Genomic DNA, 26,523 nt, shown 5'->3' on the forward strand with positions numbered 1-26,523 from the left:
TATGTTTCTATCAGTTTTCTATTGCAAAAAAATCATTCTGCAGCTTTTGCTTTCTTTTTTCCCAAAGTCTTTTCCCACAGCTGATCTGCTCTTTCTTTCCAGCATTCTGCATACTGACCGCACTTGCCGCACAGATGATCTGCTGTCTCCGGAGACTGCAGGTCTGTGGACTTGGCTCCTGTCTCTTTCACAAGACGAGGAAGGATCTGAGGATTCTCAAGCATTGGGCATGGTCTGAGCATATTTTCATTAAATGGCTGATTATCATGATAAGCCTGGAAGATCGGGCTCTTCAGTGCATCCAGCAGGGATGTATCTTTGATGTTGCAGTTTGAATAATGAATAAATACACATGGCTCCACATCACCGTTTGCATTAATATGCAGATACTGTCTTCCTCCTGCAATACATCCGCCGATATACTCTGCATCGTTCTGGAAATCCAGTGTAAAGATAGACTTTGTACTTCTGAAATCACGGATGCTGTGATACATTTTTTCACGCTGATCCGGAGTAAGAAGCAGCTCCGGTGAAGCATCGTTTCCAACCGGCATATAATGGAAGAACCATGCAAACAAAGCGCCGCAATCAACCAGATGATCAAAATATTCTTCACTGCTTACACTGTCTACATTTGCTCCTGTATAGCAGGTGGATACACCAAAGGGAAGATGTCTGTCTTTCAAAAGCTTCATTGCATGCATAACCTTCTGATAGATACCCTCTCCACGACGTCCGTCATTGGCTTCCTCAGAGCCTTCCAGACTGAATGCAGGAACAAAGTTCTTTACTCTCAGGATCTCATCACAGAATTCCTCGTCAAATAATGTACCGTTGGAAAAAGCAAGGAACTCACAATCCGGATGCATTTCACAGATCTTGATCAGATCTTTCTTACGCACGGTAGGCTCACCGCCTGTATAAATGTACATATAAGTACCAAGCTCTTTACCCTGTCTTACGATAGAATCAATGGTCTCAAGGCTCAGGTTCAGTTTATGTCCATACTCAGCTGCCCAGCATCCGGTACAGTGCAGATTGCAGGCACTGGTAGGATCCAGAAGGATCGCCCATGGTACATTACAGTTATTCTCTGCTGCCACCTCATCCTGTCTTGCACTTCCTTTCAGGCTGGCATTGATGATAAAGTTCTGGAAAAATACCTTTCTTACCTCAGGATCAAGATCATAAATACGCATGATCAGCTGATACCAGTTGCTGTCTTTATCTTTAATTGCATTACGGATGGCATTTCTCTGTCCTACATACCAGTCATCCGGTGAATACTTATCAACCAGAGCCATCAGCTTTGGAATATTGGTTTCAGGATCTTTCTCCAGATAGCTTAAGCCCTGCTTTACTGCGGCGCTGATAGCCGCCTGTTTTACCTTGTCTGTAATCTTCATAATTTCCTCCTTATAGATACATCTTTCTATATTGTATAAATTATTTTACTGATCATACCTGTCCCATTTGCCTTCGATCACTTTCACAGTGTATATGGCTACACCCAGGTTCAAGGCACCTTCCAGCAGGAAGCTGATCCCTGTAAGAACCATGGTCATCTTCGCCCCTCCGTAAGGATCGATCAGCAGGATCATCCCGAAAATCCCAACCAGTATGGCTGCCAGCAGGATCCTCCACCAGAGACTTAAGCCAAAGCGTCTGGCATCAATGGACATCTGTATCCGTACCAGGGCATCCATAAGAACCATAAGCCCAAGCACTGCAAAAATCAGATGCATAATGGTTTCACGCCTTACCAGGATCACGATCCCCACTGCTGCCATCAGTATGCCAAATGCAAAATCAAACTGAAATGCCAGACAGTAAAAATCTTTTGAAAAATAGCCGATCATCTTGATGATCCCATCAGCAATAAACAAAAGACCTATGATGGTGCAGAAAATAACCGCAGAACATCCCGGTTTGCACACAAGAAACAATCCCATGGCACAAAAGATCAGGGAAATTGCTATGTAACCATTTCTGGCTATCTTCAGCATTTTCAGAGAATCCATTTCCTGCTCCTCCTTTCTTATATGGTGATGACATCGTCAAGCGGCATCATCCTTTCATTAAACTAAGTATACCTCAAAAAAAAGAAGATCAAAACAGACAAAAAACGGATTATGTCTAAAAATAAACATAATCCGTTCTTGTTGTTATACGATTTAACAAATGATGCCGGACTGTTAAAAGTCCCAGGCTATAATATAGAAAGTGATGACATTTACCACATTCCATGTTCTTTTAAAATAGCATTCAATCTTCGTGCATACTCAACCAGGTCATATTTCATCCCCTGATCCATCCAGTCCAGAAGCATCCCTACGATCACACATTTTTCGTAATGTATGAGAAGCTTCTTGTCTTTTTCTGGAATCTGTGCAAGATCACTGTCCTTCCCTGCATACTGGGTAATAATGTACTCTGCCAGCTCACGAAGGTGTTTTGCAATGACTTCCTTATCTGCTGACCGATAGATATGAAGGATTGCTTTTTTGTTCTCTCCCAGACGTTCAGCCAGAAGCACAAGCCCTTCCATAAAGCTTCCGATCTCCATCTGGCTGCTCATCACTCTGTCTGCTTCACGCTTCAGTGCGAAGTGCATCACATCCGGAATATCCCGAAAATGGTAATAAAACGTATTTCTGTTGACTCCACAGCGTTCTACAATATCTTTTACTGTTATTTTCGCCAGCGGCTTCTCATTAAGCAGCTCTAAAAGTGTCTGAATGATAATCTCTTTTGTAAAACCCGCCATTATTCTTTCCTGCCTGTTCAAAACTTGTATGCTTCTGCAGTTCCACTACTTTGTCTTTTTGTATTGACTTATTATGCCATAAATCGCCAGCAAAAGCAACCTTTGCGCTGTGGAGAGAATGAGAATACTTACATCTGTAAAAATCCCGTATCGTTACAGATTATTTCAATTTAACAGTTGTTGCTGCCCATTTGCTATAAATCTTTGCCCCATTTGCTGTATTAAAGGTCCTCACACGAATATAAATAGTTTTTCCCTTGCCCAGATTCTTCTGAGTATAGGATGTTGCTTTCTTTCCAAGTACCTTCACAGTTTTATAGGAACCTTTCTTGGATGTTTTCAGCTGGATCTCATATCCAACAGCACCCTTTACTTTCTTCCAGGTCAGTTTTACAGTTCCTTTTTTCGGAGATGAAGCCTTAAGTGCAGCCTTTCCAGGTGCGGTATTCGTCTTCAGGATTTCTGTTTTGCCTTCTGTTTTCTTGTTCTTTGTAAGAGACACGATCCGGAACTGATATGTAGTTCCGCTCTGGAGTGCCTGACCTTTCAGTTTCTTAAATACATAACTGTTCTTGTTTGCAGCAACATCAGCAACCTTTGTCCAGCCTTTGCTCTTTCCACCTTTTACATAAATGCGATAGCCTTTCTTCGCAGCCGGATCCTTCTGCCATGTGATCTTGATCTGTGTTTCAGATGTTTTTACTGCTTTTACCGGTGCTTCCGGAGCCTTGGTAGGTTCTACAGTAACCTCCGGAGCCTGAGTAGGTGCCGGTGTTGCTGTTGGTGCTACTGGTGCCGGTGTTGCTGTTGGCTCTGCCGGTGCCGGTGTTGCTGTTGGCTCTACCGGTTTTGCTTTGATGGTAAGCTGGAAGGTTCCCTCTACCTTGCCATCATTAACAGCAGGATCTCCGTCCTTATTTGCTGCGGTTACCGTTACAGTTCCGGCCTTTTTTGCTGTCAGGATTCCATTCTCATCAATACCAGCCAGTTCCGCATTATCTACAGACCATGTAATCTGGCTGTCCCTGATGCCCTCCGGCTGAACCTGTGCTGTGAATGTTACCTCATCACCTTCAACCACTTCCGTTTTCTCTCCGGAAACAGTTACTTTTGAAGCATAGGGCACAATGGTGATCTGTTTGGAAGCAGTTACATCAGCATCACTGTCACTCCATTTCTCATCTGTAGATGTTGCAGTTACTTTCACTGTGCCTGCAGCCTTTGGTGTAAGTGTACCATCACTGGTCAGGTCTGCATATTCTGTACTGTCAATGCTCCAGACAACACCCTGCTCTGCTGCTGCAGGTAATACAGACGCTTCCAGTTTAACACTTCCACGGCATTCCTCCGGTACACTGTCCAGGCTGATCCCGTTTGCTTTCTGGATCTTGCTCATAGTAGAAAGAAATGCACTAGTTCCCATCTTTGTTGATGCCAGATTACCATAGAACCAGGCTTCTTCCAGAGAATTGTCATTTGCGTCCCCAACACTGTCGCCCCAGAAAGCATACTGTCCTACTTCTGTAAGGCTGGATGGAAAGCGAACCTTTTTCAGATGCTGGGCATTCTGAAATGCACCATGGAATATTTTTGTTACGCCATCCGGTACAACATAGGTTTCAGCGTCCCTTCCTGCCGGATATGCATACAAAGTAGTACCTGCTTTATCATAAAGTACGCCATCTATATCCTTGAAGCTGGTGCTTTTCTCATCCACAAGAATATCCATCAGGCTGGTACAGCCATTAAAGATACGTGTATGGGCAACCCCTGCCGGATTAGTACCAAATGTTTTTACACTTGCCGGAATTTCCACCATCTCCAGACTGGAACATCCATCAAACATATAGTTTGGCAGCTGGATAAGTGTTTCCGGAAGCTTAATGCTGGCCATCCCTGAACATCCTTCAAAAGCAGTGTGCCCATATCCTCTTGTCTGGAATGTTGTAACTTTGGTAGCGGAAATATCTATACTGGTAATTTCTGTCTTTTTACAGAAAATCCCATTTTTAATCTGGGATACAGAAGCCGTTACATCACCTTTCGTCACTGCTCCTGGAACAACCACATCATACGCATCAGCACCACTGAGATCGATCATGCCCAGAGTTGCACTTGAGCCACTTATCACAAAATTATATACGATCCCATTATCATCCGTATAATTATTCTCTCCGTCCAGCTGTACAGGATCTGCATCGTCTGCTTTTACAGCTGCCGGTGCTGCCATCATAACAGCTGCTGCCATAGCGGATAAAAACAATTTTGCATGTTTCTTCATGTTTTTCATACTACTTGGTTCCTTTCTCTTTTTCTGCGCTTCCACGCAGTTCTTGTTCTATTTACCACACAGGCCCTGATCCAGAATATAAGATAAAGCCCGCCGGCTAGTGCGATCCCGGAAACAACCTTCAGTTCTCCAGGCAGCCTCTGACCACTGCTTGCACTAGCCACATTTGCCTGTTTGGCAGCTCCGCTGTTACTGCTTCCCAGGCTTGTTTTTGTTTCTGATTTTTCCGGCGTTTGTCCCTCTGTACTTTCCTTTTTGCTTTTCTCTTTTTTCAGTTTTTTCTTCTTTGTATCACTCTTCCCTTCTTTTTGATCTGGCTTCTTCCTGTCAGATCCCACAGCTCCGCGCTTTTCCTGTGGGTTTTCTGATGATCCGGAAGAAGTTTTATTCATTTTTTTCAGTACTCCATCTCCTTCTTCCACGCTGTCCTTGTTATTTCGGATGTATGCAGTGGATTGTTGTCCTCCCGGCCCTTTCTTCCCTGAGGAACCGGAAATATTGTTTGCCTTATTCTTATCCGTGCTGCCGCTTTTACGGCTGTCGGGAATACTGACTGTAAGTACATTGCTGAAATTGCCGGCTTCATCCTTCATAATGATATGGATTTCTTTTTCACCGGCTGACAGCTTTTTCAAAGTAATAATATTGGTTCCGGCGATCCCTTCAATTCCTTTTCCTGAGGTATCGATCTGGTCGCTTCCACCCTTTTCTGTTACCTTGTAATAATATCTTCCCTTTTCTCCTGATTTGAAGATCACAGAGGCCTTTTTCCGGGAAATGCGGCTTGCAGAAACCGGCTTCAGCACCGGAGCTGTTGTATCTTTGATATAAAGCTTCACAAAATAATCTGTTCTTGTCTGATCCTCTGCTGTTACAGCGATCCGGACGGATGCCTCAAAAACCTGTTTTTCAAAATAAACCCTGCACACAGGATGGCTGCCTGTATGATCCACCTCTATGGATTCATCTTCTTTTGATACTGTGGATTTCTTAACACCGCCCACTGCATAAACCTTTACCGTTGCCTTTGGATCTGAAACCTGCGGCCACAGGTTCAGGTAACTTCTCTCTCCCTCATATACAGCCTGGTAGTTAATGGTTTCAGATGAAAATGCAGGAGTGAGTTTCAATATTCCTTTTCCATACTTGTCAGAGCTGCTTATATACAGCTGTTTCAGTGCAGAATCTGAGCTTCGGCTGCTCTCAAGCGTGATCTCAAACCGGGTAGTTTCCTCTGATGCAACAAAATCCAGTGTTTTTGTGTAATATCCATCCAAAGACACCGTAACTGTATAATGGTTTCCCGGAAACAGTGTACAGCTTCCGTTCTCCTGAGGAACCGTCCTTCCTGTATCATCCTGGACCACTACCTGCGCCTGTGCCGGTGTTGCCACAAAGGATACCGTCAAAAGCTTATATTCCTGAAGTTCCAGATGGACAGGTGTTTCCATTTTATTTCCATAGCTGTCTACAGCCAGAATATAAATGTCTTTTGCACTGCCTCCGGTCACATCCAGTTCAAAGGAATTTTCACCCTGCAGAAGTTCTGTACCTGGCACAGACAGATCAAATACCGGTGCATCTGCCCCCTTGTCCACAGCCGCCAGGTAATAATATCCGGTTTCGTTGGATTTAAAAGAAACCTGTGCTTGGTCCTGATCAATACGCACTGCCCTGGTATCGGAAAGAACCGGTGGATATGTATCTGTGCGCCGCAGCGCTACATGATACTCTTTCACCGTTACTCCGTCTCCGGCCGTTACCTTCAACGTAACCTGTGCCACCGCTGCCTGGTCATCAAAGTAAACTGCAAACCGGGTCGCACCCAAAGTTCCTGCTGTATTTTCAAAACGCATGATCCTTCGGGTTCCTTCGCCGGCTTCTGCTGTAACCTTTCCAAAACTTCCTGCCGGTGAAGCGAAAATATTCAGGAATTTCTTCCCTCCCGTATATACATCTAAAGTATAATCCGTAATATCCTTTGAGAAAGCAGGAGTTACCGGGATCTGGCTTGCTGTAACATTCACTGCATTATTATCGCTGACAACCAGCGATGCCAGGTCTGCATTGCTTCCAAGCCCCAAAAGTTTAAACCGGTAGGTTCGTTTCTGCTGATCATACTCAACAACTACCTGTATCTCCCCCTCGCCCTGTTCATTCAGGGGCACTGTGGTAATGCCTGTATATGTCTGCCCGTTTACCGTAGCAGTCCTGCCACTTGGTATAGTCAGCTTTACAAAAGCTGCTTTTGTGCCATTTGGCATGGTCAGTGTATAGGAGCCTGTGGAAGAAGAAAAATCATCATCCCATTTTACTTTTCCCTCCTGACAGGTGATATCCACATCATCCAGATAAGCACTGTTAGAGGAAATTGCCATCAGATATCCGGAGTCGTTTTTATAATACAAAGTACCGTCGCTGTCAGCACAGATAGTACTGATACAGTACTGCTGCTGTTTTTTGTCCGGAATGTACAGGTCCTCGGCTTTTCCTTCTGTCTGTCCCGGCTCGTCAGAGATAAAGCTGATTCCACCCGGGTATACATTATAGGTAAAATAAACATACACCCTTCCATCCGGTTTGCCGTCTCCGTTATAATCCTCGTTTTCATAGGCAGTGGAAAGGGTTGCCCCTGCCTGGGGGTATCCCCGGATAGGCACGGAATATGCACGGTACAACCCATTTGCATCCTCAGTAAGTACATCAAAATGATGGCCTGCATCCTCCTGGAACTGTCCGCCGGTTCCGCATACACCAATGTAGATACGACCATTATGGACCACCGGTGACGCAGTTGCCATTCCTCCCAGGGAAATAGCCACAAGCTGGCCAAAAGTTCCATCCGCATGCATCTGCACCCTGTAAAGGATGCCGCCTTTTGTTGCAAAATAAATGTATCCGTTATTGTACACAATGGAGGTACGGATATCCCCATCCAGTCCGGAAATCATATCAATCTGGATTCCGGTTTTTGCTGATACGGAATACAGGATCGATGAGGCTGTATAACTGCCCTCCCGTGAACCGTCATCTGATCCGAAAACCAGATATTTTTCCGTTGCATAGGAGCCGGCCCAGTAAAATCCGCCCATATGGGAGAATCTCCAGGTACATTTCTTGATCTCTGTCGGATTGTCCGGATCCTCGTCTGTAACAGAAAGGCAGAAATATGTACCCTCCTTGCTTTCTGAATTCCAGGTTCCTGTATAAATATACCCGTTTTTATAGGTAATAGGAGAAAGCGTCTGTCCTCCCAGCACCTCACTGATCCATACGGATTTCAGGGTCGTGGCATCTACTGCCTGGACCTGCCCGTTTCCTACCTGTGCAAAGATCATTCCTTCCGCATAGGTCAGGGGATTTAAGGCAAAAACAAGACTTCCCTTCAACTGGTCACTTACAGCCAGGATCTTGCCTGTTTCCTTATCAACCTTATAAATATATTTACCTGATCCTGTATACAGCTGTCCCCCGAGGATCAGTGGGGGAGTACAGGATTCGCTCCAGCTGCTGCTGATCTGAAGTGCCCACTTTTCGCTGGTTTCCTTAGGGTTATTTGGTGTACTTACGCTGGTAACACCGTTATTTTCTTCATTGTTGCGGTAATTCCACCACTCATTGTCTGTCAGTTCCTCATGCTTGGTATCTGCCCGTTCCAGACGGACCTTCAGACTTCCACCAGGTTGTGCAGTAAAGGTTCCTGACTCAGTTTTAAACCCGTAACAGCTGACCGTATAGGAATATTCCGTATCTCCTTTCAGGCCTGCAAACATATTGGGTTGATTCTCTGAGGGCATCACCCTTTTTCCCAAAGGATCATATACACAGACTAATGCATCCTCCGGGTCTGTCTGGAAAGTCATATCCGAAACAGCAGATCTTTTTATGGTGATGGAATAATTTCCCTCTGTGGTATACGTTTTCCCGGCCAGAGCCCCTTCCACATAAGTTTCTTCCTTTGCAAGCCTGACAGGGATCACTGTAACCGGATCGGTGATGGGAATTTCAAGCTCTTCGCCGCTTTCCCATGGCTGTCCATTGATAAACAGGCTGTACCCTTCCTCCTGTTTGATGGTTGCCTTCACATAAACCTGTTTTACCTGATCGGTTATAGAGGCTGTATAATCAAAAACATTACTGAAAAATCTTTTCTCGTTAAAAATTGATTCTCCGTCTGACGAGTCCGAACAGGTCAGATCATTCAACGCCAGGGTGCGAGTGACAAGGATCTTGTAAACCTCCTGTTCTTCGCCGTTTCCTACAGTGACTGTACAGATTCCTCTTCTGGCGCCATATTCACCTGATTTGAAGAAATCTCCGGTAAATCCATTACGATAATCCAGATTTTCTTTCGACAGCAGCATTTTCCGGCTCAGTGGATTTCCATTTACATCTGTGGCACTCATTACAGCTTCCGAACCAGCAGGTGCAAAAGCAGAAAGGCTTGCAGACAGAAAGAACGAGTAATTGGAACTGTACTGATTGCTGTATTCAGCAACATAGGTAATACCTCCCAGTTCCTGATCCAGCTCTTCATGGCGTACCAGTGTTTTTTCCATTCCACCGGAACCACTGTGCTGCCTTGTGTTCAGAGTCATTTCCTCCAGATAATGGCCCTTGGCTTTCTGTGTAAATTCAATATTAATATGACCGTTTTCCTCTGTTGCCGTAAATTGGCCTTTTACCCGCTGGTATCCATCTGCATAGGCTACATAGGAATAACTGTTGTTTTCAAGAAGTCCTGTAAAAATAAGGGGATCTTCTTTATTAGAGGTGATCTTGGCCCCATACTGATCATGCATCTCCACAAAAAAAGTATCTCCAGCCCCTTGGCTCTCTGTAGAAAAAGTCATGTTCAGAGATTTTTGCACAGGATGTATATGCAAGGTGTAAACCGTATCTTCTACACCTTCGTAGGAAAGACGGATTTCCACATCCTCTTCCCCGCCTTTTAATACACAGGCATATTCTTCGTCAGTAGGCGTTTCTGTTCCATTTATCGTAACCCGGTATTTTTCCCGTACATCTGCATATTGGCAATAATAGGTCTCAGGAAACAGGGATAAGGTCTGTCCTGTGGTATCTCCCGGAAGATACAGATCATATTCTTTCTGGAAATCCGGGTCTTTATCTGCAAACAACTCTTCCCGTTCATGGTTGTAAAGCACATATTCCGTTCCCTGATAGGCTGCTTTCAGATATCCCAGAGAAAGAATACGTTTTACATGTACCAGGTAATCTTTTGTGCCGCTTTTTGAATGGATCTGCATGGTATTTTCACCCGGTCCATAATCCACAATATAATCCATTGCCTGATAATTGCCATACTTTGCATAGGCATTCAGATTTACGCTTTCCCTTTCCCCATTGTGATTTACATAAGTAGAAAGTACAGGTTCTGAATAACTGGACACGCCAAGACCGTAAATTCCTTTTGTAAAATCCGGTAAATACAGAGTATACTCATGGATCTCCGGTGAAAAATCCGGTACAGTCTTGTAGATCACATCACCTTCTGACATGGTAGTCCTGGAAGCAAAGCTTAACTGCTCCAGCCAGTCATCACTATCCTTTGTCGCATCCTCAGAATCTGCATCTTTCCCTGAATCCGTGGCACTGTTATTTTTGTCTGTTTCCTGACTCTGATCTTCCTGACTCCCTGTTGCCCCCTCCTGGCTGTTATCTCCTTCCGACGGCGTTGTCGTTGGTTCTGGCGGCACTGCTGTTGGTTCTGACGGCGCTATCGTGGGGTCTGACGGTGCCATTGTGGGTTCTGACGGCGCTATCGTCGGTTCTGACGGCGCTATTGTGGGGTCTGACGGCGCTATTGTGGGGTCTGACGGCGCTGCTGTTGGTTCTGGCGGCGCTGCTGTTGGTTCTGGCGGCGCTGCTGTTGGTTCTGGCGGCGCTGCTGTTGGTTCTGACGGCGCTGCTGTGGGTTCAAACAGTGCTTCTCCTGTTTTTTCCTCAGTCTGTACTGCCGATGCCCCTGCAGTCTCTGCCTGGACTGCTTCTTTGGTTATCTGTGGCTCTTTTATCTCTTCTGCTAATACCGGAACACTGCTAAACAGCAGTATCACGGACATATAAACGGCCAGCAATTTCTCTTTCATTCTACCAATCCCCCCATGTTTCACCTCCGAGCATCGCTTCACCAATATCTGCTCCATAATATAAAGTGAAACGTACCCGTATTTCATCCCCATCTGCTGGGAAATAGGTATTCATTCCTGAACTCAGATACGTACCGTTTACAGAAAACATCCATCCGGCTCCTCCGGTAAGCGTACCATCTCCCAGCCAGTCAGGGGAGCAGGTTTCCGGATCCGGAATGTCATTTACATCCTCCAGATGCTGCAGAATCTCTGCCGGAATCTGATATCCCAAAGTGATTCCCGGACGATCCACGGATTTAAGGTAAAACCCAGCATCCATAGATCCTGTATAATGATACTGGAACCCTGAAGAATAAAGCACACGGTTCAGTACATAAGGCAGGGTTTCTTCTTCATAAAACGGAACCTCTGCCGGCCCGATCAGGTATCCCAGTCCCATAGTGGAAGCTTCCAGGCTGAAGGTGATGGTTCCTGCAGGCTGCTCTTCTTCCTCATCTCCTGTGATTTCCTTATATACAGTCACACTCACTGTATCCTGATTGCCATATCTGTCCTGTGCCGTAATACTGATCGTATTCACATCATCAAGATATGCTTTGTATTTGATCACCCCATTATCCGTTGAAATACTGGTAAGATGCTGTCCATTGCAAAGCACAATCAACTGGGAAGGAGTCAGTGCCCTTTCCTTATAGTCCTCTGCATAAACAGAAAATACCCTGGATTCCCTGTGGATCACTTCTCCATCCTGCAGGTCTGAACTGATAGAAGGCCGCAGATCCTCCACCTCTGGAGTTGGCGTAGGCGTATTCTGTGGAACCTCAGCCTCTTCCTGATTATAATCATCATCTCCGGCTTCTGCGTGATCTTCCTCTATCACCTGGGTGTCATCAAAGATTTTTGTAACTGGCTTTTCTTCTCCATTTTTATCGTCCTCTGAAGCGGAAGGCTTCTCCCCATTTCCATGCTCGCTGGTCTGTGTACCCGGATCTTCCGGCTGTTCCTGTGAATTTCCCTCATTTAGATTCTCCTGTACAGGCTTCTCCGGTACAGGCTCTTCCTGTGGTTCCTGTATTTCCTCTTTTTGCTCTTCCTTTGGAGCCTGGGAAGGCGTAGGAGTGGGATCCTCCTGCATCAGCACTTCTGTTTCCGGCTGTTCTTCTATTGTATCCTCATCGCTGCTGACCACAGGAGTATAATACCCTTCACCTCTGTAGAGAACCTGGGATCTTTCCTGATTTACACCTGTAACAGGATTCTCCGGGATTTGTTTTTGCTGTGATCCTATTTTTGCTGCAAATCCGGCAGTAAGCAGGATCAGACACAAAATCAGCCCTAGCACTGCCGCTGCTTTTCTTCTTTGATCATGCTTCATCTGTGCCGCCTCCCTTCATAAAGATTTTCAGCAAAGCCGTTCAATATAGCGCATCATGAAACGGTCAAACCATCTGTTTTTTTTCAGTTTTTCTTCTTTCAGCTTTTTCATATAATCCTGTACGGAAGCCTTTTCCTGCCAGGTGATCTCATGTTTGCTAAACGCTGCCTTTTCTCCCACTGTGACAGCTGTATCATAAAGTTTTACCAGTTCCCCTGAAAATTCTTTTTCCAGATAACTTCGTATATCTTTCTTTTTGCTGCCATAAAGCTGGGATTGGCCATAAAGCAAAAGTGACATTGCATATTTCATCATATAAAGCACTGCTTTACGGTTATCCTCCTGATTGCATCCTTTCTTTCTCCTGCAGCATGCCCACGATCTTCGCAGTACCACAACGATCATAAAGAGAATTAATATGATGTCAAAAACCAGAAGAAGGATCAGGATCAGGCGCACAAGATCAAACATGGTTTTCCGGAGAAGTTCCGGAAGTGATGTTTCTTCTTCAGGAGTATTTGTCTCCAGTGTTTCTGCCGCCTGCTGTGCACTTCTTGTGCCTGCCTGCAGGCCTTTGGTAAGATCCGGCTGCTTCATGCGTTTCAGATAATCCGGCGATACCTCTATGGGGACCCATCCAATGCCATCCACGTAAATCTCCGGCCATGCATGTCCGTTAGATGCTGGAATATCCAAAGTCTTTGCCGGTTCCTTACCGGAAAGATCATCTTCAGTAATTACATAGCCTTCTGTATATCTGGCCGGTATCCCATAGTAACGAAACATCAGTGCTGCCACTGTAGCAAAGTGTACATCATAGCCGGTTCTGGATTCTGTTAAGAAATAGTTTAGAAAGCTTCTGCCCTCCGGCATTTTTTTGCATGCTTTATCATATATGAAATTATTCTGCAAACACTCCCTGATCTTTGTGATGGCAGAATAGTAATCTATATGTCCCTTTGTCTGATCCCCGGCCTCTCCCAGTTCCCTGGAAAGCAGTTCTGTCTGGCTTTTTGTCAGGCCTGTATAATGCTCATATACAAAAGCATTGTAATAGCTTTCTGCCTGCTCATATTCTGTATTTTTCTTATCCTGAATACTTAAAAATGTTTCTGCGGCAAGCTCAGGGAAATAACTGGTAAGACCGGTATTTACATGGTATTCGTAAGACCGGCTTCCGTACAGGCGGAAGGAACGAAGTGTTTCGTCTGAATTTTCCCAGACAGAGGCATCACTCCAGGAACCTGCTTTTACTTCATATGGTGTATAAATATACTCACTATCTGCATTCTCATTAGTAATCTTCATCACCTGATCCTGGTGTGGAATACTTTTATCCTCTACCAGGCTCCGAGCCAGATCCAGCTGAGCATTGCCGTACAATCCAGCCTGGTGCAGCCAGTAAAACAGGCCATTGTTATTATAATAATCCTCTGTTTTCAGGTGCTTCCACTTGCTGCCATCAAAGCTGCTTCCCACAAATCCCCGCAGATAGCAGGATTCCAGCTGGTCTGCGGTAACCGTCAGTGCTGTATCCTCAGTGGCAGACCAGCTGCCTGCCTGATCCACTCTTCCCTTTGGAAGAGAATTGATCTTTTTTTTCTCATAACGGATATGGTTCAGAAGATTACTTCCATTGTCCTGAAGCGCCTTTGAAATACCTGTAACAGTCCGGGATCCGGAAGGGAATACCGTAGAAGCAAGCAATACTCCTGCCAGCATAAATACCGAAAGATAAAGATACAGCTCCGGCACAAGCCTGGACGTATGATTTTTCACAGCCTTTTTTCCTGTGCCGTATACAGAAAGGGCCAGCGCACCTGTAACCCCCAGCCCTGTAAGCAGCGGCCCTGCATAAACCTTTACATTTCCTGCCTGTCCGGCAGTCAAAAAAGCAGGCAGTGCCACCACAATTGCCAGCCAGAACCATCTGCTTCTTATGATCCAGAAAAAAATCATTCCAACAGCAAATGCCAGTACAAAGCAGGATGCCTCCATATCCCTTCCCACAGTTGTCTCACGGATCAGGACAAACTTTGGCAGTACGATACCGGTACTTTCTCCCACAGTCTGAACCAGTGTATTATAAAGGACCGTCAGCCCATTAACCAAAGGCGTAACTCCTGCCAGAACTGCTGCCAGAATTACCCCAGCAAAGAGAAAGGTACCCTGAAGTGCCCATTTTTTCAGGGAAAGAAGCTGCAGAATCAGAATAGCAATCCCTGTCCCCATCCAATAAAAAACAGCCGGACAGCCTGTATCAACCCACTGCTCTAAAGTAAGTAGGATACCCGCTGCCAAAAACCAGGCTGCTGTTCCTTCTGTTAAAAAGGCACTGATATTCTTTTTATGGTCTGTTTTTTTATCAACAGAAAAAAACATATGCTCTCCTTATCTATCAGGCCTGACTGTTGTCTTCCCCATTAAGTATGGTTACTTCCGCTGACTCCTGCAGCAGCACAACTTCTTTTGCTGCCTCTTTTGCAGTTACATAAATATAATGGCCAGCCTGCCATTCCTCACAGTTTTCAAGAAATCTTCTAAGGCCTGAAACACCGTTTTCCTGTCTTCCTGCACGCACCACCAGCACTGCTGCCTGCCAGAAGCTTTCCATGTCCTGTATGTTTTCCTGAAATACCCGATTCAGGGCAAAATCATAAAATCCAAGCTGACAGGTAATTCCCTGCCTGAGTAATGCATCTGTTACAGACAATGCCACCGATGCCTGACGATCCAGATATTCAGGATCTGGAAAAGAACCTTCATATCCGGTTTCCAGAAATACCAGCACAGAACGTGTTACCGGATACCCTGGCTCCCGTACCACCAGATCATTCAATCTTGCACTTAACTTCCAGTGGATCTGTTTCATACTGTCTCCTGCCTCATATTCCCTTACCTGGAAAGTTTCTCCTGCATCCTCGCCTCCATGCTCCTGGGAATACCGGAAGCTTTCCATATTATAACTTTCGGAATGTGTGATCTCTTCCCTTGCATCATAGATTTCCGGCAATATAACGGTTGCTCCATACATTGACACAGGAATCTTACGTCTGAATATTCTCAATGAATCCATGCATTCCAAAGTCTGTGCCTGAACAGTACATTCTCCACTGTATACTGTTTCAAAAGAAAACTGGATTTCTTCTGTCTTTTTTCCGGCAATTCCGAAAAGGATCTTTTCTTTTCCCTTTTCCCCTGTAAGCCGGTTTGCCCAGTACAGATCACAGCCAACACAAAAAAGCGGCAGTATGGAATGATTCTCTATACAGATCTTTCCGCTGATCCTAGCTTTCTTTTCTCCGTTTTCCGGAAGCTGTATGTATCCGGCAAGATTCCGCCCAGCCAGCACTGTATAAATTGCCAGGCAAAGCAGCAAAAAAAGCACTGCTGCCAATACACAGAACATTCCATAGGAGCCGGTATAAAGAAGCACAAGGATCCCAACCGCAAGCAGAATGCCTGCGGATATTCTGTTACGCTTCATTTATTCCACCCTGGGTGCTTCTATATTTTTCAGGATCTGAGTAAGCACCCCCACAGCAGTCAGGTCGCTGATCCTTGCTTTCGGACTGAGCACGATCCTGTGTGCACACACATCTGTCCAGACTTCCTGTATATCCTCTGGAATCACATAATCCCTGCCGGATAAGTATGCTCTTGCTTTTGACATCCTGCTAAGAGCAAGGGCGCCTCTTGGGCTGACACCCAGCACGATCCCCTGATTTTTTCTTGTCTGGTCTGTTAATACGGAAATATATTCCAGGATAGGATCCGAAATATATACATTATCCGTCTCCTGCTGCATTTCCAGGATTTTATCAGTATCCAGAATTTTACGCACACTATCCAGAGGATTGGTTTTCTGCCTGTCACGAAGCAGTTCTACCTGGCTTTTCACATCCGGATACCCCATACTGAGCCTTACCATAAAACGGTCAAGCTGAGATTCCGGAAGCATCTGCGTGCCTGCAGTTCCCAGCGGATTCTGGGTTGCGATCACCACAAAGGGTTTAGGCACTTCATAGGTCACGCCATCCACTGTCACATTGCCTTCTTCCATAACCTCCAACAATGCAGACTGTGTCTTACTGGAAGTACGGTTTATCTCATCTGCCAGAAGCATATTGCACATCACTGCACCGGGATGATACTGGAACTGTCCGTTTTCCTTATTATACATGGTAAATCCGGTAACATCTGATGGGACTACATCCGGCGTAAACTGGATTCTTCTGAATTCCAGTCCCAGGATCTTGCTTAAGCCCAACGCTGTGGTTGTTTTTCCCACCCCTGGCACATCCTCCAGAAGAATGTGGCCTCTGGCCAGAAATGCCATAAGGATTTTATCTGTAACTTCCTTTTTTCCGATAATAACACTGGCAAGTTCTTTTTGTACTTGTTCCATTATTTCTGCCATAACTTTCCCTTTCTTTAACTTCCTGCAATCAAGTCGAGCAGCTGCGAGACTTGGCGCGTGATTCTGGTCAGCGTAAGCTGACATATTCTTTACAGAATCACTGCGCATCCTCGCGGAGCGTTTATCTCAGTCGGAGATTGGACTCCCACTGAGACGAACTTGCTGTTACTCACCACCTGAAAGATGTGGGAGTCTTCTCGACTGAGATAAAAAAAGCGTAATACCCTGTGTGGTATTACGCCTGATTATCAAAACCTGCTTTTTGGACTGCCTAATACACTACGCAAGAAATATCCCTGTAAGTCTGTCTTCCAGGCAGCCTACAAGAATAACAATTTCCTTCCCCATTATCAATACGTGCACTATATAACTGGCAGCATCTTTGAGCAGTATCTCTGACTTAAAAACAGATTCCAAAATCTTTGTATCTTACAGCAACCTGTTTTCACACAGAAGCACGACTGTTCAGGACTCTCACCTGATCTTCTCTTAGCTGTCTTCCAAACAATCCCGTTGTAGAAGACAGGACTCAAAGCCGGTCATTGTTCTATATTCGTTTTGTAAGGAATTGTAACATATTTTTATATTAAATGCAACACATGGCATGATGTTGGAGGCAAAAGCCTATGGCATGATGTTGGAGGCAAAAGCCCAAAGCTATGATAGCTACGGATTGTTTCGCACAACGCACTCCCCCAATCCTACCCTATATTCGCATATCATGGTCTTTTTCCAAGGATCACTGCACTTACCGGCTCCACAGTAACTACGTCTTTGCAGAATGTCTTGTCACAGATCCTGCCATCTTTTACAAGGATCTCCCAGTCACCTTCCGAAAGGGGTCTCTCAATCACCTTGTCAGATGCGTTATACGCAATGTACAGCTGTGTCCAGGCAGAGGCGTTTCCCGGATCCTGATTGTCCACAGTAAATCCTACTGCCTGTGACTGTGCCCACAGATCCCGGATCCTTCCAAAAGCCTGTGCTGTCTTGTCACACAATCCGGGCATCTGTTTGCGAAGCCGGATCAGCCCCTGATAAAAACTTACCAGTTCTTCATTTTCATAAGCCCTCTGCCAGTCCAGACGGTTCAGTTCTATGGGCAGATTAAAGCTGTTCTCCTCCCCGTCCTTGGTCCTTGCAAATTCCTCCCCGGATAACAGGAACAGATTACCCTGACAGGTCATATAAACAGCTGCTGCCAGTTTATTCACTCTGAGAAGTTTCTCTCTGGAAGCACCTTTCATTGTTGCCAGAAGCTTATCCCACAAAGTAAGATTGTCATGTGCAGAAATATAGCTTATGATCTGTGCAGGTGATTTGATCTGGCTGCCTGGAATGCACCAGGCCTTTACGCTGTCAAGAATCTTCTCCTCTAATCCGCCCTTTCCGTTTACAAAGCCAGGCACTTTTGCCTCAAACACATGACCCTTGATGGCATCTCTGGTATCGTCGCAAAACATACCCACATTTTCATCCAGAAGGCCAATATTAGACTTTAATGCCTGGATACTGCTGCCTTCCATAGCTGTTTTGTCTGCAGCCCATGGCTCACCGTAAACCAGTTTTTTCCCTTTTCCGTAACGTACATCCAATTCCTTTCGGATCCTGTTCATAAGGTCTATGTCCAGAAGCCCCATCAGGTCAAACCGAAAGCCGTCAATATGATATTCTTCTGCCCAGTAAAGCACGGACTGAAGGATATAATCCCCACACATTGGCCGCTCACTTGCTATATCATTGCCACAGGCAGAGCCATTGGAGATCTCTCCATTTTCAAAAGAACGGTAATAATACCAGGGAACTGCTTTATTCAGATTTGTATCCAGAGAATACATATGGTTATACACCACATCCATGATCACACGAAAACCATTTTTGTGCAAAGCCTGTATCATCTCTTTAAATTCACGGATACGCACTTCCCCATGGCAGGGATCTGTAGAGTAAGAACCTTCCGGAACATTATAATTCACAGGATCGTACCCCCAGTTAAAGCCATGATCATCCTTCTCATCCACAGAGCCATAATCGTATACCGGCATCAGCTGCACATAAGTTACACCCAGCTGCTTCATATAATCCATTCCTGTGGGATGGATCCCGTCATTATTTAAAGTGGTATGTTCTTTTGTAAATGCTGTATATTTCCCACGGTCTTTTTCAGGGAATCCACCAGATCTGTCCCAGGAAAACTCCTTTACATGAATCTCATAAATAATATTTTCCTCTGCTTTTGCAGGAGCCTTATCTTCCTTCCAGCCTTTTGGGTCTGTGCTTCCAGGCAATACCGCCATACTTCTTTTGCCGTTCACACCGCAGGCTCTGGCATAAGGATCTCCAAACCATACCTGTTCTCCGTCCATAGAAAGCCTGAAATCATAATATACTCCGTTCAGATTCTCTTCTGTCTCCCATCTCCAGGTTCCTTTTTCGCCCTTTTCCATTGGAAAAGATCCATATGCTTCTCCTGATTCTCCGTCTTTGAACAGGTAAAGACATACTTCCTCTGCCAAAGGACTCCACAGCACAAAAGAAGTTTTCCCCTCTGTGCAGGTACATCCCAGATCCTGTCCTGTATATGTATAGTTACTCTTGAAATCTTCTGTATTATAGATTCTTTTCCATTCGCTGATGCTTCTCATAAACCCTTCATCCTTCCCGCCAAAAATATTATATCTTCATAATTTTCATATTATATCCAACTCCCTCCCCTTTGCCAAGCATTATTTTCCTGTATTAGTTTGCCATACTACCAATAATATGCTACCCTGATACAAATGCGAAAAACTGTTTAAATTTCATAATTTTTATGAATTTCATAAATTCTTAAGACTTTCCTTTCGCCTATCTTAAAAAGGAATTGTTACGATCTGACCATTGGAGGTAAAAGAAATTGGCTAATATATTAGTATGTGATGATGACAAAGACATTGTAGAAGCGATCCACATTTATCTGCAGCAGGAAGGCCACCAGGTTCTGAAAGCCTATGACGGAGTTCAGGCTATGCAGGTTCTCCGCACCCAGGAGGTAGACCTTTTGATCATTGATGTGATGATGCCCAGGCTGGACGGGATCCGTGCCACACTAAAGATCCGTGAGGAAAATTCCCTTCCCATTATTATCCTGTCTGCCAAATCCGAAGATGCAGATAAGATCCTGGGGCTGAATGTAGGGGCAGATGATTATGTAACAAAGCCCTTTAATCCACTGGAGCTGGTGGCACGGGTCCGCTCCCAGCTGCGCCGGTATATGAAGCTTGGCTCTGTTTCCCAGGAAAAAAGCGGCCATATCTACGAGACCGGCGGCCTGATGGTAGATGATGACCGTAAAGAAGTTACAGTGGACGGAGAACCGGTACGGCTTACCCCTATTGAATACAACATCCTGCTGTTATTGATCAAGCACCAGGGACGGGTATATTCCATTAACCAGATTTACGAAAATATATGGAACGAACAGGCCATAGCAGCGGATAATACCGTAGCTGTACACATCCGCCATATCCGTGAAAAAATAGAGATCAATCCAAAAGAACCCCGTTATCTGAAGGTTGTATGGGGTCTTGGCTACAAAGTAGAAAAAATCTGATATTTTTTCTGAAAGGAGTTCTTATGAATCACAAATTTTACAGAAGCCGTCCCATGAAAGGTCTGGTCTGGATCCTGACCTGTGGTTTCCTGTGTGTATCCCTTGTATGTGGACTCTTTCTTTCTTACATGCTAAGCAAAGACCAGTCCCCTATACAGATGTCTGATACCTATCCAAAATCCAGCATGTTTGCAGACGATCTTAATACCGCAGCAGGAAAGATCACCTCTGCTTATTCAAATATTTCCCGTTTTTCTTCTGTTGCAGATGATTCCTGCATGATCGACCTGGATGAAGTTTTGAATGATCAGCCTCTTTCCGGCAAAAACACTTCCGGTCTTGCCTATTCCTTCTCTGATCTGAAGAAATGGGTCAGTGATAGCTGGTCTTATGATTCTGATCCAGGCCACACAATTGTGATCTGTGAAAAAGAAGACGGCACAAAAGAATATTTCCCGTTCTCTGATTTTCAGGATCAGATAAAAAACGGCACTCTTAACTTCCGGTATAACCAGCAGTTTCTTCATGATGATGTGTGGACAGAGAAGGAAGCATATAACATAATCATGGATGAGCTGGAGTATGACTATGTTGAAAAAGAGTTTTCTGTCAATGCTCTGACCGGAATTTATGGCAGCGATAAAACTACTTTGAAATATGTAAGTGTTTCCAGCTGTACACAAACTCCTTTGGTGGAGGACTTTTCTCCGGAAGGAGGTACCAGTCTCCTGGATATCCTGAATCATGATCCAAATTGGAATGACCGTGTCCTGGATGCGCTGAATGCTCTGGAAAAAACATTATCTTTAGTATCCGCCTATATGGACAGCCAGAATGTGCTCCAGGAATATGAAGCTGATTCCAACCTTACCTGGCTTTTAGTAGACAATGAGAATAAAAAGGCTTTTTCCAATCAGGAAACCTCCTACTCCTCGGCAGCATCTCTCCTGTCAAAGATGAAGCAGACACCTGTATATGTTCTTGCAGACTCTGACCGCACCTTTGAAACTGCAGGAACTGCCATCAATAATACAGGCCATGGCATCCTGTCTGCCTCTGCCTGGCTGCAGGATATAGAAAGTCACCTTAACCTTTCAGATTATACCTTTGCAATGGCAGTGGATACAGACTATCCTGCAGAAGATGTTTTTTCTGCCCATGCAGATACCTATCAGCTCTGCCTGAAATGGGCACGGCCTGCCCTGGCCGGTTTTGCTGCCGGTTTGATCCTTGCACTGATTGGCTCCCTGTGGCTTTGCTTCAATGCAGGCAGAACTTCAAAAGACGGTAATATCCACCTTACATTTACTGACAGATGGTTCACTGAGATTTACGGGGCAGTGCTTTTCCTGATCTGGTTCCTGCCATTTGTTTATGTAATAAACCATAGCACCTTGGTTACGCTTTATGAAAATGCACAAAATGGAAGAAAAGCACATGCTTTTGTACTTATATCCATTTTGTTATATACCTTTGTCCTGATGCTTTCCTTCATGCTTGGCATGATCCGCAGGATCCGTACCAAAACCTTCTGGAAAAACAGTCTGACCTGCAGGATTCTCTCTCTGATCCGGCTGTTCTTCCGTAAACTCAAAGATTTTTTTGCCCTGTATTTTACCAACACTGCCCTTAAAATAACCCTGACCCTGGGGCTGGCTGTTTTCCTGTTTTTCCAGTTTATTTTTTCCATACTTGCTGTAAATACCCCGCAGGTTTTCCTGCTTCTCCTGTTTGTTATGGATGCAGCCGCACTGGTATGGGTGCTGAAAAAAGCAGACGGACAGGATCAGATCACCCTTGGGCTTAAAAAGATCACGGAAGGGAACCTGCAGTATAAAATACCGGTTGACCATCTAAAAGGCAATCAGAAACAGACAGCAGAATATATCAACAATATTGGCAACGGGCTGGATGCTGCTGTTGATAAAAGCCTTCGTGATGAACGGCTGAAAACAGAGCTGATCACCAATGTTTCCCATGACATCAAAACACCCCTAACTTCCATTATCAATTACATTTCCCTACTGAAACAGGAGAATTTTACAGATCCAAAGATCTGCGGCTATCTGGATATCCTTGATGAAAAGGCCCACCGTCTGAAAACACTGACAGAAGATGTGGTGGAAGCCTCCAAGATCAGTACCGGAAATGTTTCCCTGAATATCCAGCCTTTGAATTTTACAGAGCTTGCCCAGCAGGTGTGCGGAGAATTTCAGGAGCAGTTCCAACGCAGGCAGCTGACCATTGTTACCCTTTTCTCTGCCCAACAACCCACCATCCTGGCAGATGGTCAGAAAATGTGGCGTGTGCTTTCCAATCTTTTTACAAATATCTATAAGTATGCAATGGAAGGCACCCGAGTATATATTTCCCTGGAAAATCAAGGAACTAAGGTTGTTTTTACTGCCAAGAATATTTCAGCACAAGCTCTTAACTTCTCAGCTGACCAGCTGACAGAACGCTTTATACGCGGGGATCTTTCCAGAAGCACAGAAGGCAGCGGTCTTGGCCTTTCCATTGCCAAAACTCTGACGGAGCTGCAAAAAGGCAGCTTCCGCCTGTATCTTGACGGAGATCTTTTTAAAGTAGTGATCACCTTCCCTGTGGAAAATAAATTACCTGAGGAAGATAAATAAACAAGCAAAAGAAAAAACCAGATGCAGATCCTTATTCAGGGTCTTCACCTGGTTTTTTCTTTTATCTCCACTTTCCATCAGCAGCAAGAAGAGCACCTACAATCACCGCTTCATCCATCAGTCTGCAGGGTTGGATCATATAAGTTCCCTGATTTGCCACAAATGCATATTCCTCTGTAAACCTGCGGATCCGTGAAAACAGAACCTCTCCCATTTTAGCTACGCCTCCGCCAATAAGGATCTTCTGGATTCCTCCAAGAGCCAGGACATTGGCCAATCCGATAGAAAAGCTGGAAGCGATCCGATCCAGTTCTTCCATACAGAAAGCATCTTCCGCCTTTACCCCATCTCCAAGATCCTGACAGGTGATCCGCTCTCCGGTCTTGTACAAAAAAGAACTTTCCGGCACATAGCCAGGCTGATTCAGACGGGTCTCAATGCTTCTGCCGGAACAGATCAGCTCCAGACGGGTCATTGCCCCTGGTGTACTGCTCTGCCAGTCCGGGATCAGGCTGTTTCCCAGATAGCCTGCCCCAAAACCGATCCCATCATAATTTTTCCCGTCAATGTAAAGGCCGCCGCCGATGCCAGTTCCGATGTTGGTATAAAACATGGATTTTGAACCGATCCCGGCACCGCAATAAAGCTCTGCAATCCCACCGGCTACGGTATCATTCACGATCACTGCCGGAAGATGAAATTCTTCTTCAAACCACTTTTTCAGCTGAAAATCCTTCCATCCCGGGACCTGAAGTGAACAAAGCACACGACCGGTTGAGGACTCCAGCGGTCCGCCAAATCCAACGCCGATCCTGGACACATCCGGATACTCATCAAGCAGCTCCCTGATATTTTCGGACAGCCAGTCAAGAATGTCCTCTGCGCCTCTTTTATACTGAAGCTTTACATTCCTGCTGACAATAATATTTCCGTTCCCATAGCCAACCCCGATCTGCTGCTTGGTACCGCCGATTTCTACGCCAATATACTTATTCATGCCACTGGGCTCCATATTTCTTTTCCATATCTGAGATCATCTGCACATGTTATTTTACACTGGCAAAATAAGCCAGAGCTCCACCGATCACACCGCTGGTCTGAGTATGCTCAGGGAAAATAAACTGAATATCCTCTGCCGGATAAGGATGTCTGCAGCGTATTCTGATCTGCTCAAGAAGCCTTTCCATAGGGAAGTCCTTCATGATCATCACACCACCGGCCATTAATACATAGTCCGGATCCAGAATCGTAATCTCTGTACTGATAGGATAAGACAAAATATCTATGTATTCCTGGATCACCGGATCATCTCCGTGTTTTGTGAAAATATCATCGATCACTGTATCCGGGAAATATTCCGCCCTTATTTCCTGCAGATGCTTGCCTGAACAATGAAGTTCACTACATTCTTTGCCGCCGCATCCACACTGTCCATGGGCACCTCTAAGTGGAATATGACCAAGCTCTCCTGCAACCCCATGCTTTCCGCAATGAAGACTGCCATTTATATACACGGCATTTCCAAAGCCAGTGCCAAGATACATACCAAGAATGGTTTTGTCACGATCAGGATCAATATCAAAATTCTTGATATCATTCATCAGGAGATAGTTCACATCCCTGTCTACAAACACCGGCATCTGAAGGGCATCTCTTAAAAGATGTCCCAGATCCATGTTCTCAAGACCTTTCAGGTTTGGAGAAGAATAGATAAAACTCTTATCCTTGCTTACTGCTGACGGAACTCCGATAGTGATAGCCAACTCTTCTTTATTCAGCTGATATGTATCCATATATCTGAGTATCTCGTTTTTTAGATTTTCAACTGCATTATCGGATACCAGAGAACCACTGGATTTCTTTTCAAAATGTTCCAGATTTCCATTGTGATCCACAACTCCGAACCGCAGGTTGGTTCCTCCGATGTCAATTCCGATTACTTTTTTCATAGATTTCTCCTGTCCTCAGGCATTCACTTCCTGATTGAAGTCTGCGATCATCTTATCCCAGGCTGTTTCCAGATTGGAATCCAGTCCAAACAATCCTGTAGAACCTACAACGAACACTTCTGTTCCAGCTTCCGTCAGCTGCTTGAAGGTTCTCTTATTGCAGGATCCGTCTACCTCGATCAGATAATGATATCCATTTTCTTCCTTCAACTGTTTCAGTTCCCGGATCTTGTCTAACATTTCCGGGATGAATGGCTGTCCGGAAAACCCAGGATCAACGCTCATTACTGTGATCTTGTCCAGCTTGTGGATGTAGTGCTTAATATAAGATACCGGTGTTGCAGGATTCAGTACAACGCCAACCTTGCATCCATTATCATGAATCTTGTTGATGATACGAAATGCTTCGGAATTGATAGTCTCAGCATGAGGGCAGATAAAGCCTGCACCTGCTTTTGCCAAAGGTTCAATAAAATCATCCGGTGTAGTTACCATCAGATGACAATCCAGCGGAATGTCACAGATGGGATGGATCGCTTTTACAAAATCCGGGGACAGAGTAATATTTTTAACAAAATGTCCATCCATGATATCTACATGATAAAAGTCTGCACGTTTATTCAGAACCTGGATCTGCTCTTTGATATTAAGAAGATCCATACACATTAATGAAGGATTAAACATTGGTTTCATTTCTTTTCTCTCCTTAAGCCAAAAACTGTAACTTTATTTGAATTTGTAACATGATCCGAGTGTGAAAACACCTGAATCCAGATTATTTCTTACTTACTACGAAATGGTCGATTGCAACAGAGATAATGATCAGAGCACCCATTACAACTCCCGGGATCTTACCTTTATCATCCATAAAGCTTGTTCCACCGATGATGGAAGCTTTCCTACGAAAAGGTTTTCTAAAATAGACAACTCGTTAATTACACTTAATTCCTGGTAAATAATACTGATGCAGCCTTCATGGAAATCTTAGTAAAGTCTCCATATTACCATTTTTCTCTGTTATTATAAAGTGAACGTGCTCCTTTCCTGTATATTTTTTCATAATTTGGAACATATTTTGAATATTTTTGCACATATTTGTTAGGTAAAGGATTACACAAATGATGGACAGCTTCTTTTCATTCATAGTAATAACCACCTTATTTTTCGTTGCGTAAACCTTTACGTAACTTATGGTGTAATCATAATACCCGTGTTATGATTTGTCAATATACCTTTTATCATTTCGTCAGTTTCGCTTATTTGAAGCATTATTTTTATGCACATTTCACAACAGTCGCCCCCACCCGTGAAACGGGTGGCTCGTAGGATGGCTATAAGCCTTTAATGCTAGGCCAGCGTCTCAAGGCGCTGGCTTTCG

15 protein-coding genes are annotated in these 26,523 nt (G+C 44.7%); 2 read left to right on the plus strand and 13 right to left on the minus strand.

What is annotated here, in order from left to right:
* Positions 1-32 precede the first annotated feature (32 nt).
* The 10 genes from OCV61_RS06805 to pulA all read right to left on the minus strand — a co-directional run bounded on the left by OCV61_RS06805 (position 33) and on the right by pulA (position 19,613).
* On the minus strand, positions 33-1,406 hold the full coding sequence (locus tag OCV61_RS06805) for a radical SAM/SPASM domain-containing protein (protein ID WP_158421193.1): 1,374 nt from the start codon (positions 1,404-1,406) through the stop codon (positions 33-35).
* A 45-nt stretch (positions 1,407-1,451) separates the two neighbouring features.
* The gene (locus OCV61_RS06810) at positions 1,452-2,021 is read right to left on the minus strand and encodes an HdeD family acid-resistance protein (protein WP_158421194.1); all 570 of its coding nucleotides are present in this window, start codon (positions 2,019-2,021) and stop codon (positions 1,452-1,454) included.
* A 212-nt stretch (positions 2,022-2,233) separates the two neighbouring features.
* Positions 2,234-2,767 carry a TetR-like C-terminal domain-containing protein gene (locus tag OCV61_RS06815; protein ID WP_158421195.1) on the minus strand — a complete coding sequence of 178 codons (534 nt, stop codon included), beginning with the start codon at positions 2,765-2,767 and terminating at the stop codon, positions 2,234-2,236.
* A 160-nt stretch (positions 2,768-2,927) separates the two neighbouring features.
* Positions 2,928-5,057 carry a leucine-rich repeat protein gene (locus OCV61_RS06820; RefSeq protein WP_158421196.1) on the minus strand — a complete coding sequence of 710 codons (2,130 nt, stop codon included), beginning with the start codon at positions 5,055-5,057 and terminating at the stop codon, positions 2,928-2,930.
* Positions 5,054-11,170 (minus strand): cadherin-like beta sandwich domain-containing protein, encoded by a 6,117-nt coding sequence (locus OCV61_RS06825; RefSeq protein WP_158421197.1) that lies wholly within the window; start codon positions 11,168-11,170, stop codon positions 5,054-5,056. Before OCV61_RS06825 ends, OCV61_RS06820 begins: the two co-directional genes overlap by 4 nt.
* A 1-nt stretch (position 11,171) precedes the next feature.
* Complete coding sequence (locus OCV61_RS06830) at positions 11,172-12,548, minus strand: DUF4430 domain-containing protein (protein ID WP_158421198.1); 1,377 nt, start codon at positions 12,546-12,548, stop codon at positions 11,172-11,174.
* Between the two features lie 27 nt (positions 12,549-12,575).
* Positions 12,576-14,930: a transglutaminase-like domain-containing protein gene (locus OCV61_RS06835; protein WP_158421199.1), complete on the minus strand. Its 2,355-nt coding sequence runs from the start codon at positions 14,928-14,930 to the stop codon at positions 12,576-12,578.
* Between the two features lie 16 nt (positions 14,931-14,946).
* Positions 14,947-16,035 carry a DUF58 domain-containing protein gene (locus OCV61_RS06840; protein ID WP_158421200.1) on the minus strand — a complete coding sequence of 363 codons (1,089 nt, stop codon included), beginning with the start codon at positions 16,033-16,035 and terminating at the stop codon, positions 14,947-14,949.
* A complete protein-coding gene (locus OCV61_RS06845; RefSeq protein WP_158421201.1) occupies positions 16,036-16,968 on the minus strand; it encodes an AAA family ATPase in 933 nt (310 codons plus the stop codon). It lies immediately after the preceding gene.
* A gap of 719 nt (positions 16,969-17,687) precedes the next feature.
* Positions 17,688-19,613 (minus strand): type I pullulanase, encoded by a 1,926-nt coding sequence (gene pulA, locus OCV61_RS06850; protein ID WP_158421202.1) that lies wholly within the window; start codon positions 19,611-19,613, stop codon positions 17,688-17,690.
* Positions 19,614-19,864: 251 nt separating this feature from the next.
* Here pulA and OCV61_RS06855 point away from each other — a divergent pair, with 251 nt between their 5' ends.
* Entirely contained in the window at positions 19,865-20,560 is a 696-nt protein-coding gene (locus OCV61_RS06855; RefSeq protein ID WP_158421203.1) for a response regulator transcription factor, read from the plus strand.
* 23 nt (positions 20,561-20,583) lie between these two features.
* On the plus strand, positions 20,584-23,196 hold the full coding sequence (locus tag OCV61_RS06860; RefSeq protein WP_262582723.1) for a sensor histidine kinase: 2,613 nt from the start codon (positions 20,584-20,586) through the stop codon (positions 23,194-23,196).
* Between the two features lie 61 nt (positions 23,197-23,257).
* Here OCV61_RS06860 and OCV61_RS06865 read toward each other — a convergent pair whose 3' ends face one another.
* From OCV61_RS06865 to alsE, 3 genes are read right to left on the minus strand one after another with little or no spacing between them, the layout of a single operon-like run.
* Entirely contained in the window at positions 23,258-24,193 is a 936-nt protein-coding gene (locus tag OCV61_RS06865; protein WP_158421205.1) for an ROK family protein, read from the minus strand.
* A 49-nt stretch (positions 24,194-24,242) separates the two neighbouring features.
* Positions 24,243-25,145 carry an allose kinase gene (gene alsK / locus OCV61_RS06870; RefSeq protein ID WP_158421206.1) on the minus strand — a complete coding sequence of 301 codons (903 nt, stop codon included), beginning with the start codon at positions 25,143-25,145 and terminating at the stop codon, positions 24,243-24,245.
* A 15-nt stretch (positions 25,146-25,160) separates the two neighbouring features.
* Complete coding sequence (gene alsE / locus OCV61_RS06875; protein ID WP_158421207.1) at positions 25,161-25,838, minus strand: D-allulose 6-phosphate 3-epimerase; 678 nt, start codon at positions 25,836-25,838, stop codon at positions 25,161-25,163.
* Positions 25,839-26,523: the final 685 nt, after the last annotated feature.

This window comes from Blautia ammoniilytica (assembly GCF_025566965.1).
In the GTDB taxonomy this organism is placed as follows: Bacteria; Bacillota; Clostridia; order Lachnospirales; family Lachnospiraceae; genus Blautia_A; species Blautia_A ammoniilytica.